The organism is uncultured Kordia sp. (assembly GCF_947489565.1).
In the GTDB taxonomy this organism is placed as follows: domain Bacteria; phylum Bacteroidota; class Bacteroidia; order Flavobacteriales; family Flavobacteriaceae; genus Kordia.
Genome location: NZ_CANLEA010000008.1, coordinates 148,488 through 166,708, shown reverse-complemented (window position 1 = coordinate 166,708; position 18,221 = coordinate 148,488). Strand labels below are relative to the sequence as shown.

The 18,221-nt window shown below is 33.5% G+C and carries 17 protein-coding genes; 9 read left to right on the top strand and 8 right to left on the bottom strand.

The window, feature by feature from the left end:
• Window positions 1-146: 146 nt before the first annotated feature.
• The 6 genes from Q0845_RS12810 to Q0845_RS12785 all read left to right on the top strand — a co-directional run bounded on the left by Q0845_RS12810 (window position 147) and on the right by Q0845_RS12785 (window position 5,721).
• The gene (locus Q0845_RS12810) at window positions 147-1,883 is read left to right on the top strand and encodes a DUF4419 domain-containing protein (RefSeq protein WP_298513701.1); all 1,737 of its coding nucleotides are present in this window, start codon (window positions 147-149) and stop codon (window positions 1,881-1,883) included.
• A 67-nt stretch (window positions 1,884-1,950) separates the two neighbouring features.
• A complete protein-coding gene (locus Q0845_RS12805) occupies window positions 1,951-2,163 on the top strand; it encodes a hypothetical protein (RefSeq protein ID WP_298513698.1) in 213 nt (70 codons plus the stop codon).
• Complete coding sequence (locus tag Q0845_RS12800; RefSeq protein WP_298513695.1) at window positions 2,153-2,677, top strand: DinB family protein; 525 nt, start codon at window positions 2,153-2,155, stop codon at window positions 2,675-2,677. The genes Q0845_RS12805 and Q0845_RS12800 overlap by 11 nt, the downstream gene beginning before the upstream one ends.
• Window positions 2,678-2,762: 85 nt before the next feature.
• The gene (locus Q0845_RS12795) at window positions 2,763-3,737 is read left to right on the top strand and encodes a Gfo/Idh/MocA family oxidoreductase (RefSeq protein WP_298513692.1); all 975 of its coding nucleotides are present in this window, start codon (window positions 2,763-2,765) and stop codon (window positions 3,735-3,737) included.
• A 161-nt stretch (window positions 3,738-3,898) separates the two neighbouring features.
• Window positions 3,899-5,212 carry a paraquat-inducible protein A gene (locus Q0845_RS12790; RefSeq protein ID WP_298513688.1) on the top strand — a complete coding sequence of 438 codons (1,314 nt, stop codon included), beginning with the start codon at window positions 3,899-3,901 and terminating at the stop codon, window positions 5,210-5,212.
• Entirely contained in the window at window positions 5,209-5,721 is a 513-nt protein-coding gene (locus Q0845_RS12785; RefSeq protein WP_298513686.1) for a hypothetical protein, read from the top strand. Before Q0845_RS12790 ends, Q0845_RS12785 begins: the two co-directional genes overlap by 4 nt.
• A gap of 8 nt (window positions 5,722-5,729) precedes the next feature.
• Here the strand turns inward: Q0845_RS12785 and Q0845_RS12780 are convergent, their stop codons facing one another.
• From Q0845_RS12780 to Q0845_RS12765, 4 genes are all read right to left on the bottom strand, one after another.
• Window positions 5,730-6,392: a response regulator transcription factor gene (locus Q0845_RS12780; RefSeq protein WP_298513684.1), complete on the bottom strand. Its 663-nt coding sequence runs from the start codon at window positions 6,390-6,392 to the stop codon at window positions 5,730-5,732.
• A complete protein-coding gene (locus Q0845_RS12775; RefSeq protein WP_298513682.1) occupies window positions 6,385-7,176 on the bottom strand; it encodes a histidine kinase in 792 nt (263 codons plus the stop codon). Before Q0845_RS12775 ends, Q0845_RS12780 begins: the two co-directional genes overlap by 8 nt.
• On the bottom strand, window positions 7,152-7,454 hold the full coding sequence (locus Q0845_RS12770) for a hypothetical protein (RefSeq protein WP_298513680.1): 303 nt from the start codon (window positions 7,452-7,454) through the stop codon (window positions 7,152-7,154). Before Q0845_RS12770 ends, Q0845_RS12775 begins: the two co-directional genes overlap by 25 nt.
• Before the next feature lie 357 nt (window positions 7,455-7,811).
• Entirely contained in the window at window positions 7,812-8,543 is a 732-nt protein-coding gene (locus Q0845_RS12765; protein WP_298513677.1) for a hypothetical protein, read from the bottom strand.
• 265 nt (window positions 8,544-8,808) lie between these two features.
• Here Q0845_RS12765 and Q0845_RS12760 point away from each other — a divergent pair, with 265 nt between their 5' ends.
• The gene (locus Q0845_RS12760; protein WP_298513674.1) at window positions 8,809-9,138 is read left to right on the top strand and encodes a hypothetical protein; all 330 of its coding nucleotides are present in this window, start codon (window positions 8,809-8,811) and stop codon (window positions 9,136-9,138) included.
• Between the two features lie 513 nt (window positions 9,139-9,651).
• On the opposite strand, the gene Q0845_RS12755 is transcribed toward Q0845_RS12760, so the two are convergent.
• The 4 genes from Q0845_RS12755 to Q0845_RS12740 all read right to left on the bottom strand — a co-directional run bounded on the left by Q0845_RS12755 (window position 9,652) and on the right by Q0845_RS12740 (window position 15,480).
• A complete protein-coding gene (locus Q0845_RS12755; RefSeq protein WP_298513671.1) occupies window positions 9,652-12,366 on the bottom strand; it encodes a carboxypeptidase regulatory-like domain-containing protein in 2,715 nt (904 codons plus the stop codon).
• A gap of 41 nt (window positions 12,367-12,407) precedes the next feature.
• Complete coding sequence (locus Q0845_RS12750; protein ID WP_298513668.1) at window positions 12,408-13,298, bottom strand: GLPGLI family protein; 891 nt, start codon at window positions 13,296-13,298, stop codon at window positions 12,408-12,410.
• A gap of 141 nt (window positions 13,299-13,439) precedes the next feature.
• Window positions 13,440-14,621 carry an aspartyl protease family protein gene (locus Q0845_RS12745; protein ID WP_298513666.1) on the bottom strand — a complete coding sequence of 394 codons (1,182 nt, stop codon included), beginning with the start codon at window positions 14,619-14,621 and terminating at the stop codon, window positions 13,440-13,442.
• Between the two features lie 4 nt (window positions 14,622-14,625).
• Window positions 14,626-15,480 (bottom strand): GLPGLI family protein, encoded by an 855-nt coding sequence (locus Q0845_RS12740; protein ID WP_298513663.1) that lies wholly within the window; start codon window positions 15,478-15,480, stop codon window positions 14,626-14,628.
• Window positions 15,481-15,623: 143 nt separating this feature from the next.
• On the opposite strand from Q0845_RS12740, the gene Q0845_RS12735 reads away from it, so the two are divergent.
• Both Q0845_RS12735 and Q0845_RS12730 read left to right on the top strand, forming a co-directional pair.
• Complete coding sequence (locus Q0845_RS12735; protein WP_298513660.1) at window positions 15,624-17,108, top strand: HAMP domain-containing sensor histidine kinase; 1,485 nt, start codon at window positions 15,624-15,626, stop codon at window positions 17,106-17,108.
• A complete protein-coding gene (locus Q0845_RS12730; protein ID WP_298513657.1) occupies window positions 17,105-17,788 on the top strand; it encodes a response regulator transcription factor in 684 nt (227 codons plus the stop codon). Before Q0845_RS12735 ends, Q0845_RS12730 begins: the two co-directional genes overlap by 4 nt.
• Window positions 17,789-18,221 lie beyond the last annotated feature (433 nt).

Below are 18,221 nucleotides of genomic sequence, written 5' to 3'. Positions count from 1 at the left end.
TTGTTAGTTAATGACAATTCAAAGGTGTTTATTTTCTAAACTCTATTAAAAAGAAAACCCTCAAGCGTTTAAGAATTAGGCATAAGCGTCAAAGAAATTATTATGAAAAATCGTAACTTCGAACACATTCCAGTTACGTTATAACCATGATTAAAACAAAAATCGAAAATTCGATAACATTTCATATCGAAACTCTAGACCGACCGACAGATTTAGTAGAAGAAAAAGCATTTAGTGAGATTGTTCAAACCTTCTCTAATAAGATAGAATACTTACCAAATCCTGATGAAAAACTTATTTCTGGTGGATATCATTCGTTTTTATACGGATTGTATTTGGCATATTCACAGCACAGACCGTTTACGCTTTCGCCAGATATGATTTGGTTGTTGGTTTTGCAAGGAATTTCAAATCATGTCAATCATCAACGTAAATCTGGAAACGATCTTTTCCCACAGCTAAGCGCAGGACAAGTGATTGCTATTCGAAATGATAACATTAAACTAGGTGATCCTACAAGTCCTTGGCATGAAGCTACTTCTACATTTAGTGATGAGATAGAAAAAATACTAGGCGCTGATTTGGTGAGTGAATTGCGAGCTGATTTTAGTACGACAACACTGGCTTCTAAAGTGGTGAGTGAAATTACCATCATGGATACGTTTAAAGCCTATTTTGAATATATAATTTACAGATGTATTTGTGGAATTCCTGAAATGACTGTTGAAGGATCTGCTGGTGATTGGAATCATCTTTTAGACAAATTAGACATTTTAAAGAAATATGATTTAGCTTGGTGGCATGAGGATCTATATCCGATTATTACAAAGATCCGAAACACAGCACAAGAAGATATAGACAACGAATTTTGGATGAACATTTTCAAAATACATACTATTGAAGAATACGGCTCACCAAAATATATTGATGGCTGGATTACGAAGTTTTTTCCATTTTCTAAAAACGGTGGACGTATTGATTTGAAAGAGTGTACTGGAATTTCGATAGAAGATATTTTTAAAATGCTGCCCAAACAGATGATACATGTCGATTTTAAACATGTACTTGTAAATACGGATGGAGCTACAGAAAAAACTGATATGGAATATTGGGGCGGTTTTGTTGGCATTACTCAAGATCATCAAACACAACGTTTGACACCTAAAATTGATTGGTTCGTGAGTCATGCTGCTAAAGAATTTGAAAGAGATATTGATATTGAAAAAGAAAGCGCTGAATATGGTAAACCTGCTAAAATGTTTTATAATATCTCACAGATTCCTGAGGAAGTTTTTGAAAAGCAAGAATGGGAAGATTTGGGGCTTTTTTTCTTTGGAAAAGTTGTGATTCCTGAACGTTTTAAAGACATAAAATTTTATAGTTTATATATAGGCGGAGACATTGATGTCGAAACCACAGAAAGATTAACATCCTATTATCAATCTGAAGAAATTAGATTCTCTATCTATATAAATGGTAATCCTTTGTTTGAAAAAGAAGAAATTCCCATTGATTACGAAGAACAAATAGCATATATAAGAGAAACATATGCTACAGCTTCCGACGATCAAAAAACATATGAAGGCACTATATTAAAAGTTGTCGAGACGCTTCAAGAAGGGGCGACACAACATCAAAATAAAAATTTTACAATAGAATTTTATAAAAAGCTAGTTAAGTATATTCGTGAAAATATAGCGACAGGCACCTTGTTTTATGATGAGGAGATGGAAAAACTAAAATCCATTATCAATCAGTTAGAAGACAAAAATAATCCTATAATGGATAGAGAAAAGTTTACACTCATAAAACACGCAATTGTGGATGAATATGAAGCAAAAGGTTCTTTTTTAAGAGGTAAAAATCTTGATTTTGAAATCTAGAGACATCATTTTCTTTTAATCGTAACAAATTCATCCGAAAAACTACCTATAAAAAAACTTTAAACACATGACACAATCAAACCACAGAAAAGCCATTTTATTATTCATCATAGGAATACTATGTATTGTTTTTTCTCAAATTATTTCACATTATTTAGAAGTTTCTGATCTTGCAAATGGTATCTTTAAAGGTATAGGATTCGGAGTTTTAATTATTGCGGTTATGAATCTTGCAAAACCAAAAACTGCAAAACCTATAAAAGTTAGAAATGACGTTTGATATTGAAAAATCCATAGAAATTCTGAGTCAAACTCCAGAAACACTAACAACAATGCTTAGTGAATTGTCTGATGAATGGTTATACAATAACGAAGGCACAAACACTTGGAGTCCGTACGATATCATAGGACATTTAGTGCATGGCGAGAAAACCGATTGGATTGTTCGTGCCAAAATTATTTTGTCGTCTGCTGAAAATAAAACGTTTGAACCTTTTGATCGATTTGCACAAGAAAATGATAGCAAAGGAAAAAGCATTCAAGAATTACTAGCGGAGTTTTCAGAGCTTAGATCAAAAAATCTGAAAGCATTAGAAACACTTCACATCACAGAAAATGATTTTATAAAAAAAGGCATGCATCCCGAATTGGGCGAAGTGAATTTAAAGCAGCTTTTAGCAACTTGGACAGTGCATGATTTAGGTCATATTGGACAAATTTCCAGAGTGATGGCAAAACAATATACTGATGAATTGGGTCCTTGGAAAGCCTATTTGGGCATTTTGAAAAAATAGATCAAACTTCTGAGGCAATACATTCACAAGTATTTCCTATCTTTTTCTCAATATTGTGTATTGAATCAACATACAATCTACTTTCATGCAAACAAAAATTAAATGGGGAATTATTGGCTTAGGAAATATCGCAAGTAAATTCGCTGCCGATTTACAACTTTCAAACGATGCAGTTCTTTACGGAGTTGCTTCTCGAAGTATGGATAAAGCAACTGCTTTTGCGAAAACATATCATGCTCAAAAAGCGTATGACTCGTATGAAGCACTTGCCAACGATCCTGAAATTGATGTCATTTATATTGCCACTCCACATGTGTTTCATTTTGAAAATACCATGCTTTGCCTACAACATAACAAAGCTGTTTTGTGTGAAAAACCAATGGGCGTTAATGCCGAACAAGTGCATACCATGGTGAAAGAAGCTAAGTCGCGAAATGTATTTTTGATGGAAGCTATTTGGACACGTTTTATGCCTTCATATCAAAAAGTATTGGAGCTTTTAGACGAAAAAGTTATTGGAGATATTGTTAGCATTCGTGCTGATTTTGGTTTTTTGGGCGAATACAATACCGAAAACCGTTTGTACAATAAAAAGTTGGGCGGCGGTTCTTTGTTAGACATCGGAATTTACCCAATTTTCTTAAGTCTTTTAGTATTGGGAATGCCGTCTGAAATCAAAGCAATGGCGCGTATGACAGATACTGGAGTTGATAGCTTCTGTGCTATGTTGTTTGATTATGAGAATGATGCAAAAGCTGTTTTAGAATCTACTTTTGAAGTAGATACGCCAACCGAAGGATATATTTTTGGCACCAAAGGTTTTATAAAATTACACCGTCGTTTTCATCATGCAAATACAATTACTTTGTACAAAGATGATACAGAAACTGTTTTTGAACTTCCACATTCGGGAATTGGATATATTCATGAAATTGAAGCTGTAAATGCAAACATCCGCAACGGCGATAAAGAGAACTCAAAAGTACCATTGGCATTCAGTGAGCAGTTAATCACAATTATTGATCAAGTGAAAGAAAAAATTGGCTTGCAATATGAATAAGTAGGAAAAAATACACGCAAATACGTTAGAAAACGCATACATAAAACTATTTCAAACGCAATTTTTGAGTATCTTGAAAAACGATAAGTTATTTCTTTTGAAACAAATTTAGCAGTGACTCGTCTTATCTATGGAAAACGATAAAAACTAACATCTACAGCGTGCGTAAAAACCTTATTCTAAACAGTATTTTATTTGTATTGCTTATTGCGATCAGTTTTGCTGCGTATACAAGTTACCAGTTAGAAACAGAGAAACGTGTATTCAAAGCAGATGCTATTGAACTTTCGGATATTAGATATGGAATGTTTAATGTTGATGCTTGGGAAAAACAGTTTGGAAAAATCATTACAAAAAAGTTAAACGAACTCGAACTTTCTGGAGGACAACGCGAAGAAGCACGTGTGAAAGTTGAGAAATTCTTGAATGAATCTATTGACAAGTTTGAACGTACTTACAAAGCAAAAAACGAGAAAAACAAAGACTTTTTTGGACTTTCGTTGAAAAATATTGGTGCAGATTTTTTCGAAATTTTTAGCGAATTAAAAAATCAAGTGCCTACAATTACAGAGGATATTCTCGACTTTTTAGAGAGTGAAGAAAATCGTGAAGGCATCAAAGAGTATATTTTAGCACAAATCAATTCGTATACAAAAGATACCTTCCAAAAAATAGATTATACAACTTACAATAACATTCTATCAAAATACAACTCCGAAACTGGAGACACTTGTATTGCACTCATTTCAAAGAAACTTGACACAATCAATGACAAGCAAAACATTTATAATATTGTGTTATTAGCTGCATTTTTAAGCATGCTTTTGTTATTATTTGTGTTTAAACAGACTTCCAATCTCACTATTACAATTTACATTATTGCGGCAGTTCATCTGTTAGCATTGGGCGTTTTTCTTCCGATGATTGATATTGATGCACGTATTGCTTCTATGGAATTACAATTGATGGGCGAAGCAATTTCATTCAAAGATCAAGTGCTGTATTACAAGAGTAAAAGTATCATGGAAGTATCGAGCATTATGCTTTCACAAGGAAAAACCAAAGTCATGTTGGTTGGTATTTTAGTCTTACTTTTTAGTGTGATTTTCCCAGTTTCCAAACTCATCTCAAGTCTGTTATTAGTTTTTAAACGTTCCTTAAAAAAGAACAAAATCATTCGCTTTATGGTGTTTAAAAGCGGAAAATGGTCCATGGCAGATGTAATGGTTGTGGCAATTTTTATGTCTTATATCGGTTTTACCGGAATTATCTCAAGCCAATTAGGACAACTTGAAAACAGCATTGAAAATCTTGAAATTCTATCCACGAATAAATCAGAACTACAAAATGGTTTCTTTTTCTTTATGGGATTTGTAATTATGAGTATCTTTATTTCACAACGCATTCAAACAATGCTAGATACATCCACTGTAAACGGACTTGAATCTGAAACTACTGCTGAATCACAAACATGAAATTAAAACACATTTATAGCTTTCTTCTATTTTATTTCATAGCCAATATAGGCTTTGCACAAACGGTAGATTTTGATGAACTAAGTTATAAAGGACTTCGTTTTTATTCCGCAAAAGCTGACATCATTCAAAAGTTAGGAACACCTAAAAAAGTGTACGATCCAACATATGATTGCGGATTTTTATCTGCAGATACGCAAGGACAAACCTATACAACTCTTGATTACGGTGCTTTCAAATTCACTGGAAACCAAAAAGAACACTATCTTTTAGAAATCGTTGACTTTGAAAAAGATCTTTCTGTCATTGTCACATATAAGAACCAAAACTTATCTCATAATACAACGCTCTCAGAACTTGTTGAAATATTTGGACAGGAACTCGCCCAAACTTTTGGAAAACGAAAAGATGGAACTATTATCCTCTTCCAAAAAAATAGTGATGACGGTTTACGTCTGTATCTCAAAAATGGTAAATTAATCCGATTGGAGTATTGGTCGCCTTGCTAATAACTACGTTAATCTACGATAATCAGATTTTCCTTAATTGCTTTAATGATTAATGATGCCGTATTTTTTGCTCCTAATTTACTGAGCAAATTATTTCGGTGACCTTCAATAGTTCGTTTACTCAAAAATAACTTTTCACCAATTTCAACTGTGGTAAGTCCTTCCGCAATTAAAGCTAATACTTCCTCTTCACGAGAAGTCAAATGAAAGTCCTTCCCTATTTTTGGAGGTGTTTTGGACTTGTCTCTTAATCCATTTAACATGGCATGAGACACAAACTCGTTAAAGTAAAAACCTTTTGCATAAACCGTTCTGATGGCTTCTTCAAAGGTTTCTGGAGCAGCATCTTTTAGCAAATATCCATTCGCGCCAATTTCCATTAAATAGGTAATCATGCGTTGTTCTTTGTGCATGCTTAAGATTAAAATTTTCACGTCAGGATATTCCTCACGCAATCTTTGTGTTGCTTCAATACCATCCATTACAGGCATTTCTAAATCTAAAAGAATAACATCTGGAACGTTATTTTTTAATTGTGTGAATAGGTCATGTCCGTTTTCAGCTTCCAGTACAGGTGTAATATTTTCAAAATTCTCTATAATTAACTTCACGCCTTCGCGGAATAGCATATGGTCATCTGCAATGCCTACAGAGATAGTTTGGTTAGTCATGTTCGTATGGTATTAGTATGGTTAGTTGTATGCCTTGTTTGACATCTTCAAATTTAAAAGTTCCTGACAGGATTGACAATCTACTTTCAATATTTTTTAGTCCGATGCCTTTTTTTTCTTGTAATACTTCATGTATAATTCCCACACCATTGTCTTTATATACAATCACTAAATTTGATAGTTCATTCTTAAACACAATAGATACTTCTGTTGCATTTGCATGCTTCAAGGTATTATTTAAAAGTTCTTGTATAATTCTGTAAATGTTGAGTTCATGTGATTTTGAAACCATGTTTCTGGTAGTATCGACGAATTCGACTCTTACAACATTCAAATCATTTACGGTAGTGACTAAACTTTTTACCGCTTCTATCAATCCCAATCTTTCTAAAATAACAGGTCGTAAATCCTGCGAAATATTACGAACACCTTGAATCATCGCTTCTAATAAAGAATACATTTTTTCAACCGTAGTTTTTTGTTTTTCGGCATTCATTTCAGGTGAAATCTGACTCAAATATAATTTGGTGGTCGTTAACAACGCTCCAACATCGTCGTGTAATTCTTTTCCAATTCTTGTACGTTCTTTTTCTTCACTTTGAATGGCAATACGGAGTAATTCTCTCTGATAATCTGCGGCAACTTTTTGATGCTTTTGTTGTTGCGCAAACAACCGTTTTTGATAAATAATAAAGAACAAAATGACAGCTAGTGATAACACAAAAATAGCGACCATTCCTATAATTATAATTTGTAATGTTACTGTTGATTCGGAGTGATCCATATAGCAATTGTAAAAAAGATGACTAATATAAAATTGACAATGGCATGCAATCCCCAAACTAGATAACTCACCTCATCTGCTTTGGTAAACATGCTATTATTGATAAAAAACAGCAATAAGTTACTCGAAAAATAAATCAAAAAGCCTGCATTGAGCCAAAACATCGGATTGCGCTCTAATAAGGTATATTTTACTTCCTTTAGTAACGCATAAAAATAACTAAGTGATAAAGAAATGACCAAAATACCTAAGACGGTGGTGGCATTTGAATTAAACATGAAAAGACTTTGAAAGAAAAGCATATTAACAACGCAAAACAAGCTAAACGATACAGCTAATACAATAAAAAGTCGTGTTGGATATATTTTGTGTAAAGCGTCTTTATATATGCTTATAATGCAGAGAAATTCAATAATGGTATAAAAATGATATACGGGTAAATTATTGAGTTTTTGATACCATAATATATTCGCAATAAGCTCAGTAATAGAAAACAAAATTAACAGGTAGCTTAGCTTTTTTTGGATAGGGTTTAAACGATGATACTTCCATATTGCCAGCAGCAATGGAAGTATCACCGAAAAAGATGAAATAAGGCTTAGATTACCAAAAAATTCTTCACTCATAAAAGTTTACTAACACGTTGGTGGACATGGCCTTGTATATTCAATGAGGACTTCTCCTTTTGAAAACTCCATGATGCCTTGAAGTCCATATCCTTCAATATCTTCCATGGCTGCATTATGTTGAAATCCTAAAACTGGCGTAAAAGAAATGCTCGTTTTATCTCCAAACTTATTCATATCAATTCCAGAATATAAGGTTATTCCGTTAATTTCTGGTAAGTTATTAATGACTTTTTCTATGATATCTTGACTAACTTCATAATATTTTACGCGAACTATTCTATCAAACTCTTTCGGAACTTTTTTTGTAGCAATAAACAAATCATCTATCAAATTCAAATCGATGGTATCCCAGTTTTTACCAATGATATCTTTAAATAGTCTAGGTACCACTTCCGTTTTTGTATTTACTTCTCTTGTATGTGCCGCAAATAATTTAAAGTAATGAAATTCTCCTGGTTGTGTCATTGCTTCTAATACTGGAAAAAATGTAAACTTTTCTTTATCTGAAGCATCTAAAGCTAAATAAATTCGAAGTCCTTTTATAACCTTTTTAATAGTTTCAAATCTAAGAACATCACCATCTTTATTCATTATAAAATCACTGACACGTTCAAATTCAGCAGTATTCTTGTTTAATCGGTGAAAATGCTGTGTTAATTGCAAGGTTTCTTCATGCGCCCATCTTTCTCTTTGTTCTTTATAGTTTGTTGTTTGTGAATGTGTAGTTGAATTTTCCATAATACTCCTAAGTTTTATTAATGATTCGTGTTTTTTCTTCAAGATTGTCATAAAACTAGCCAAAAAATGACTGGTTTTGCGGACATGCAGATAGAATCAGGTATAAACCACGTAAAATCACGTAAAATCACGGAACACCATTTTCAGTACTTATCATCTATTATTTTTCATGACTTCTGATGAATTTTGAAATATCAAATCATTCAAAATAAGGCGACGCTGAAAACCTAATAGAGTAGGCAAACTTTTTAAAAACTTTTATATCATGGCAAAAAATGATGACTTAGCAAACGAGCAAACAGTTACCAAATCATTTGAATGGACTTTAAAAACCTTTGAAAGACAAGGAAACTTGTGGCTAGAATGGAGTACAAATGCACCTTTTAGAGCACAAAAAGACAAAATTGAAGTCTATGAGAAAGGATGGCCACAAAACCCAGATTCAAATGCAAAAGCTTGGACTTGGGCAGATGCAAAAAACAGTCCTTGGAATTCTGGTTTAACGTATGGAGAAGGTTGGTATTGTGCACGAATTGCGCAATCGGCACCAGATGGACCATACGTATATGTAGAGCAAATTATTACAAAAGCATAGTTCGCTAACTTTTTTTCAAAAAAATTTCTTTAAAAAAAGCAGCCTATAAAACACAATATAGTTTTACAGGTTGTTTCTTGTTTATCAACTATTTATATCGACTTGAGAGCATGAAATTCTAATATATAAAGACGTATTTTCTAATATAAAAATCACCTTTTTTAGAATTAAGACGCAACCTTTTTCAAATATTGCTATCTATTATACAAACCGACTCATTATGAAAAATACTAACACTACCATTTTCTTACGACAAGAAAATTTTAGCTTTCGCTATACGTAATACTAGCAATCAAAATATTGTAGAAAAAAATTCAAGACGCTACTTATACTGTAAAACACATTGTAAGTGACGCTACACAATATTGCTATTTTTTTTAATTACTTTTTAGAAAGAGAAAGCCTTCCTGCAGCGGTTGCAGAAAGGCTTTCGGTTATTTTATACCTTTTTTGGTATGTAAAGAATTGTGGAATTCTGTTTTTTAATTAAACCTCTGTATGTATGTTTTCAGTTTACAAGTTATACTTCACACTAAAAATCACATAACGTGGCTGAATAAAGTATTCACTTGTACTTGTTAAGAAACTATTTGAATTATCTTGATTCAATGATTTTGTGTTTAATAAGTTAGTACCACTTACAGAATATTCCCATTGGCTGTCTTTCTTTTGATACGAAAGCTCCGCTTTTAAGAAACTGTAATTGTTAATGGTACGTTCTTCATTGCTATAGTTAAAGTATGAATAATCTGCTGTAAAGATGAAACTCTTTAAGAAATATGCATCTACATTTACAAACGGACTGCTCGTTATGAAACGATTCGAATTTTGTCCTTGATCGTAATCATTGATCGTTAAATTATACCCGACTTCGATATTTGGAGCTTTTCTAAAGTTGGTACTGATTCGTGTTTGATACGATTGCGTAAACGATTCGTTGACATTACGAATTCCATTAATTTCCTGATTGAATTTTGAAAGTGATACCGATCCGCCCAAAGAAGCTTTTACTTTTCCAAACATACGTTCAAAACGTCCATTTGCGGTAAATGTTTCGTCTGCAAAGTTTGAATTAAAAGGCGTAGAAACACTGTTGGTACTTAATGCATCTGGATTGCCTGAAGTTCCTGGAATCGTCAAAAATTGCGAACGATTTCGTATTGGATCTATCCGTTTGTTGTAATTTAAAAAGGCAAAAATGTTCGTGTAATTGAATAGATTGAAACTAAAGTAACTCAAATTCAAATTATGAGACAATGCATTTTCAAGCGTTCTATTTCCTCTAAAAATAGAGTTGTAATTATTGAAAACTAAACCTTCAGCCAAATTGTTCACGTCTGTAAAATCTGTTTGCATTTGGTATGCTAAATTCAAATTCTCAGAATCTTTAAATTGTATGCGAATGTTTGCATCTGGTAGAAAACGCGTAAAAGTATCTTTAAATTCTGAACCAAATTGCGTATTGTTTACATTGTATGCATGTGCCGTGATTCCTGGTGTAAAGGTGAATTTTCCAGTTTTTATTTTATAATGCAATCCTACATAAGTGTCTGAAAAATTATAGTTCACGTTGTTTTCAACATCTTGTTGCGCACTGAATAATGATAATTTACTTCCGCTGTCTAACAACTGGAAAATTTCAGAATCGAATTGCTGCGAACTTAAGGTTGCACCTGCGGTAATGTTGATATTACTTTTCTGATTCAATACATACCAATAATCCAATCGTGCATCAACTTTGTTCGTTTTTACCCGTCTATCTTGCGCAATGTCTAAAAATGTTTGTGAGGTATTTAATCCTAGTAAATCTGTGAAACGGAATTGTTCACTTTGCGCCAATCGTGCGTTATAAAAAGGATCTTCGTCCTGATATAAATGCTGTGCTTCTAGCGCAAAAATATGATTCTCGTTTAGCGTATAATAATAGTTTAAGTTTTGATTAAAGCTAAATGGATTCTGAGACTGACGCTCATCAATATTTCCTAATAAGGATGAAAAGAAATCTTGTGTTTCCGTTTGTTGCGACACTTTTCCAAAAACATCATAATCTAACTGATTGTTATTATTTGGCTTGTAAGTTGAACTCAATTTGAACAATCCTAAATCACTTTTTTGGCGTGTGGTCGTTCCCGTAATTTCATCAGGAGTATTTTCATCGATATAATCATTAATACTATTTTCCTGCAATTCTGTTCGGGAACCTGAATAAATAGCAAATCCGCTAATATCCCATGTTTTCTTTGGTGTATAACTGAAGTTTGCCGCTCCAAATTTAGAATCAATCGCTTTCGCTCGATTGTTTCGTAATGTCAAGAAACCGATGTCACTGGAAGCAACATTAAAGTTTGTTCCTGTATTTCTGGCGGCACTTCTAAATCCTCCCGTAAAATTAAAATAATCGCGTCGTGTAAACGGAATGGAGCCAATATTATTGAAGTCTGTAATAATATTCACGCTGTATTTTGGACTGTAGTAAAACAATCGCGGATTGGCAACATACCGTTCTTCTGGACCAAGTCCTCCAGTAATTTCTCCAAACCAAAAGTTTTTCTTTCCTTCTTTCAGTTTGATATTAATGGCGACATTATCTTCATCATTTCCAAGTCCACGCATCTGTGAAACATCGTTATGATTTTTCAAAACTTCAACTTTATCAATAGCATCTGCCGGAATATTTTTCGTGGCCAATTTGCTATCGCCATCAAAAAAATCTTTTCCTTCCACCATAACTTTCGTCACAGCTTTTCCTTCCACTTCAATTTCACCTTCATCAGTTACCTCAACGCCGGGCAGTTTTTTCAGTACATCTCCGAGTTTCTTTTCCGAACCATTTTTAAAGGAATCAGCATTGTATACAATAGTATCTCCTTTAATTGTCACGGGCATTTCATAGGTCAATTCTACTGCTTTTAGCTCATTATCAGGTTTCATTACAAATTCCTTCGTAATATCGACTTCCTTGGTCGTAATAGAATCATTAATCGTAGCCAAACCTATAAAACTCACTTTAATTGAATAGGTTGTATTTTTCTTTAATGCCAATCTAAAACGTCCTTCATTATTCGTAATTCCGTACGATTCTAAGGTATTTGTCGATTTGTTGAGCGCTATGACATTGGCAAGTTCTAAAGGCTTGCCAACGCTGTCTTTTACGACTCCTTCTAGTTTAATTTGGGCAATAGTTGTCTGTGCTATGAAACATAGCAGAATACACAGTATATTTTTCATTGGTGTTTTTTCTTCTGATTAGTAAGTGGGTTCAGCAGGTTTTATCCTCTGCCTCTACCTCTTCCGCCGCGACCGCGACCGCGATACATTTCGCGCATTTCTTTCATTTTATTCATGACTATCTCGTTATATTCTTTACGAGTCACTTCTTCACCTTTTGTTGGCTCTTCAATGATTTCTTTCTCTCCTGGATTCATCACAATCTTAGAACATAAAACCGTAGTTCTGTATGCGTTTACTTCTAAGATCAATCCTGGCAATCCCCAAAATTCTCCTGGTCCTTGGCTAATAGGAATATCAAGCGTATACCAAGCAGTTACTAAAATTTCTTTTGGGATATCTACTTGACTAAAAGGATCATCTGCAGCTTTTATAGAATCTTTTTTTCGTTCTTCAGGTGTTTTATCTTTATCGTCTTTTTGCTTCTTAGGGCGCATTGCGTTAAAGTCCAATTCATCAACCTTTTTAAGTGCTGTTGCTTTAAAACAAAGGTATTTTCCAATTTGCTTGGTTTCTCCTTCCATTTTCCACTCCAACTTTTGCAAAGTGTCTTTGATTAGGAATTTTTTACCAAAGAATTCTTTGGATTCCATAATCATGCCTTTCTTTACATCTTTGTATTGTTTTCCTGGCGAAAAACTTCCCATCATCATTCGACCAAATCCGCCGCCTCTTCCTGGAGCTTCAATTTTGTCTTCTTCTTTATACGTAGATGCTGTCTGCGTAAAATCTAGAACGTATACTTTTTCTAAATAGCTTTTCATCATCTCTTGTACACGCTTTTTTTGCTCTGCTGACATTTCTCTTCCTTGTCTGCCCCAACTATCCATATCCACAGTTGTTTTGGATTGATAGTAAGCCTTTCCTTGAAAATTTTGAGCAAATACGCCTGTTGTGCATAAAACTAAGCTCCAAAGTAATAGTCGTTTCATTTGTTAGGTCTTTATGTTTTTCGTCATTATTTCTATAGTTAGTATAGAATTGTGTAAAAAGTTACACTTTTTAACTTCATTAAGACCATTATTTTGTGGTTGAGTTTAATTTTCTTCTGTTAAAATTTTCTTAAAAAAGCATCATATAAGGCGTTTTAGAAGGATTGAAATTGTTTTTATTTCTCCTTTATTAGTTTTTAGCTTCAGTTTGACTGTTGCATCTTTTTGACGTAATATCTTTCTACACTTTCGAACATCTTCAACTGTAACATCATTAATTTCAAGCAATTGATCACCTTCACGAATTCCTTTTTCATAGGCTTCCGCAGCTGTGATTACGTTTGAAATTTTAATCATGTCAGCTTCTTCTGTTAACGAAATACCACTACGTGGAAATTCAAAAACATTTGCATAACTGTTGTTCGGTTTTAGATAGATTTTTTTATGCTTATAATCGAGAATACTATTGAATCTGTTGATAATTTTTATTCCCAAAATCCCTGTGTATTCTGAAGAAGCCATCACGCCAGCTTTACTGTTTGATAAATCGATAGGCATTTCTCCAAATGTAAAATCTCCAAACTGCAAATTGGCTATTTTCCCAATTTTAAAGCTAGAAGATGTCGTCAAACCTTCTGCTTTATTTTCAATCGTTTTTTCGAGCAAACTTTCCATATTTTTCTCTTTTACAAACGGCGTATTGAGTAAAAAAGTCATATTCGCACCAGAATCAAACAGAAAATTTCCTTTAAATTTTTGGTTATTATCCAATGTGAATTCAAGGTTTACTTGCGGAATTTGACTGTAATCAAAAGTTGCTTCTACCGTTTTGTATGCTTCCTTTCCTTGAATTTCATCTGCATCATTGTACAGTTTAATTACATTTTGATCGTAATCAATTTGAGTGACATATTGCTGCATAATATTATTGCCAATAATTCCATCAATTTGTTGATTGCTTTTTTTCGCCAAACGTTCTAAATCAACCAATACCGTATGCGCATTTTTGATGCTTATATTTCCAATATGAAATGTTTGCGACAAGGCAATATTATACATTTCTGTTCCTGCGGCACCTTCTGTTGGCTGTTGATAGTTTGCTGTAACGCCAATTTTCTTTGCTATATTTTCATCCAACACCGCTGTTGAAGCGCCTGTGTCAAAAACGAAATTTAAAGGTTCGTCATGATCATTTACTTTGACTTTGATAAACATCAATTCGTCATTTTCAAACGGAATTGTTGCTACTTGCGCACGCGTTATTGAAATACAACCAATAAAGCATACTACACAAAGCGTGATATAGTGTAACCGAGTTTTCATGCGTTTATCCTCCTATTTCGATTCTAATTTCATTTCCGTCTCCTCTACCATTTCCACGGTAACGTTCTGTCATTTCCTTTGTCTTCTTTCTCATGATTTCTTCAAACTTTTTTGCATTTACCTTTTTCCCATTGGTTGGTTCTTTAATAGATACTTTCTTTTTAGGATTTAATACAATTTTACTGCATACCATCGTTTGTGATCCATCATTTACTTCTAAGATTAATCCTGGCAATCCCCAATACAATTCTGGTCCTGCATTTACTGGAATTTCTGGTGTATACCATGCCGTTACGGTTACTTTTTCTTTGGTTACTTCTGGCTCTTCTTCTGAATCAGATCCAAAAGACATAGAAGTCATACGTTCCATTTCAATAGTACGTGTTGCTTTATAACAAGTATATTGTCCGATGAACTTTGTATCTTTTTCTAGTTTCCATTCCGTATCTTCTAATACATCTTGCACTAAAAATTTTTTCCCAAGAATTTCTTGTTGTTGTGCATAGCGCTTCTCTTTTGTGTTTTTATATAGTGTGGAAGATTGTCCGTCGCCCACGACCATTACTTGAAAACCACCATTTTGTGGTGAAGGTGCTGCTAATTTTTCTTCTTGTTTGTATAAAGACTCATAAGGCGTAAACGTTAATTTGTATTCTTTTTGAAACTGCTTTTGCAGCATTTCATTTAGTTTCGCTTGCATGTCTTTATTGATTCCTTGACTTTGTGCAGCACTGTCAATTTTAAAATCCATTTTCATACTGGTTTTGTACGTAGCAACTCCCTGAAAATCTTGCGCATACAATACTGCATTTACAAGCATAAAGATCAATGCGATAATTGATTTCGTATAATTTTTCATAATCCGTTTGTGTTTTTTAGTTTTTTGATGGTACAAATATGAAACAGTTTCTTTTTGATTTTGGTTAATGAACGTTAACGAGTGTTAACCGATGCTGTATTATGTGAAATAACTTCTTACTTTTGAACTGTAATTATAACAAAATGAAGCAACAACGCTCTTCTTGGATTTTATATGGCATTATTGCAACTATAGCAATCACTATTGCTGTGCAGCTGTATTGGAATTATAAAAATTACCAAGTTAATAAACAACAATTCATGAATCAAGTGCAGATAAGTCTGGATAATGCTGTAGAAGCATATTATGCAGATTTTGCCAAGCAAGAGAAGATGATGTTTATTAGTATGGAAGCTACGAGTGCTAGCAACGATCCAAGAGCATTTGAAAAATTGAGAAATGTAAATTTTGATTCTATTTTTACTTCTATTGAATCGAAATGGCAAGTAAAATCGGATACGATTATTATAGACACTGGACACACACATATAGATAACACGGCGTGTACAGATTCTTGTACTGCTTTCCGTGAGCTTTCTAAAAGGTTTCCGTATCCAAAAATATTAAAGGCAAGAGATAGCATTCGATTGTTTGATCAAATTTCTTCTTTATATATTTCTATCTCTGAAGATTCGCTAAATTTTAATAAGTTAAAAACCTTCTTAGATACGGAATTGGATCGAAAGCAAATTGAAATTCCATATCGTTTACAATTGTCTGTCAATAAAAAAGTGGTTGGCGAAATTGGTACAGACACGCTTCCTTCAACAACACTAAAAACCTATTCAAAGTCAGCGTATCAAAAACCTGGAGAACAATTAGCGTTGCGCTATGCTAATATTTCAAAAGCTGTTTGGAAGAAAAGCATGTTTGGTATTTTGCTCTCTACATTGCTTTCTCTAGCAATTATTAGTTCGTTATTGTATTTGTTGCGCGTTATTCGCAGACAGAAGCAATTGGCAGAAATTAAAAATGATTTGATCAGCAATATTACGCACGAATTTAAAACACCAATTACGACAATCTCGACAGCATTGGAAGCCATTCAACATTTTGGCGCTATTAAAGATCCTGAGAAAACTCAGAAATATTTATCCATTTCCGATAAGCAATTGAAAAAACTTCACTTGATGGTTGAGAAACTATTAGAAACTGCCACACTGGATAGCGAAAAATTATTGTTGAAAAAAGAAAATGTAGATCTTGTTGATTTTGTAGAAAAAGTAACCGAAAAACAGCGTACACTTTCCGCTGAAAAGGCGCTTTCTTTTAGAAGTAATATTGATCATTTATCTGTAGAAATTGATCCTTTTCACTTTGAAAATGCCATTACAAATTTGATTGATAATGCATTGAAATATGGTGGCGATACTGTGGAAGTAAATGTCGCAAAAGTGCTGGAAACCATTGAAATTACAGTTTCAGACAATGGCAATACCATCGACAAATCGCAACGTGAAAAGATTTTTGACAAGTTTTACCGAATTCCAAAAGGAAACACACACGATGTAAAAGGATTTGGAATTGGATTGTATTATACCAAAAAAATCATTGAAAAACACAACGGAACGATCCAATTGGTTCCAAATGCCAATCATACTATTTTTAAAATTACGCTGCTCTCATGACAAAAAATACGATAAAGTTACTCTTAGCTGAGGACGAACCTGCCTTAGGTCAGATTGTAAAAGAAAGCTTGGAATCACGCGATTTTGAAGTGTTTCTGTGTGAAAATGGCGAAGAAGCATACAAAGTATATCAAGAAGTACAACCTGAGATTTTAGTGTTGGATGTTATGATGCCTAAGAAAGATGGTTTTACCTTAGCACAAGAAATTCGACAGGAAAATGCAACCATTCCTATTATCTTTTTGACTGCAAAATCGCAAGTAAAAGATGTGGTTGAAGGTTTTCAACATGGAGGAAACGATTATTTGAAGAAGCCGTTCAGTATGGAAGAATTGATTGTTCGGATTCATGCATTGTTAGATCGAATTCACATCAAGCAAGATCATACTCAAATTCCGATTGGAAACTACACCTTCAATCATACACAACAACAGCTAATTTGGAAAGAAACTCCTGTGCAATTGACACATCGTGAATCGGCATTGTTATTTCATTTATCAGAGAAACGAAATGCCGTTTTAGACAGAACCTTCATTCTCAATAAACTTTGGGGCGATGACGACTTTTTTAATGCACGAAGTATGGATGTCTTTATTACCAAACTTCGCAAGAAACTGAAAAATGATCCTGAAATTCAGATTGTCAACGTGCGTGGTTTTGGGTATAAGTTGATTTGCTAATTTTAGATGGTTAGATTTCTAGACTTGCTTTGCTTTTAGATTGTTAGACTTGTTTTACTCTTAGACTTGCTATGCTCTTAGATTTGTTTCACTCTTAGACTTACTTTGTTCTTAGACTTGTTTCTCTCTTAGACTTGCTTTGTTCTTAGACTTGTTTCTCTCTTAGACTTGCTATGCTTTTAGATGTTATTGAATAAAATTATAGCCTCAAAACGTCTTTTCGAGTGATTTTTGTAAAAAATTGTATCGAGAAATGTTTGATTTTAGACATATTTAGAACTTTTTTGAAACGTCATTACGAAGAAGTATGATGAAGTAATCTGTTTCTTGATAAACAGATTGCCACGAATTTCTAATTAATCCTTATGTCATTCCTGCGCAGGCAGGAATCCACTTTACAAATTCATAAGTACTTCTCGATATAATTTTCTTC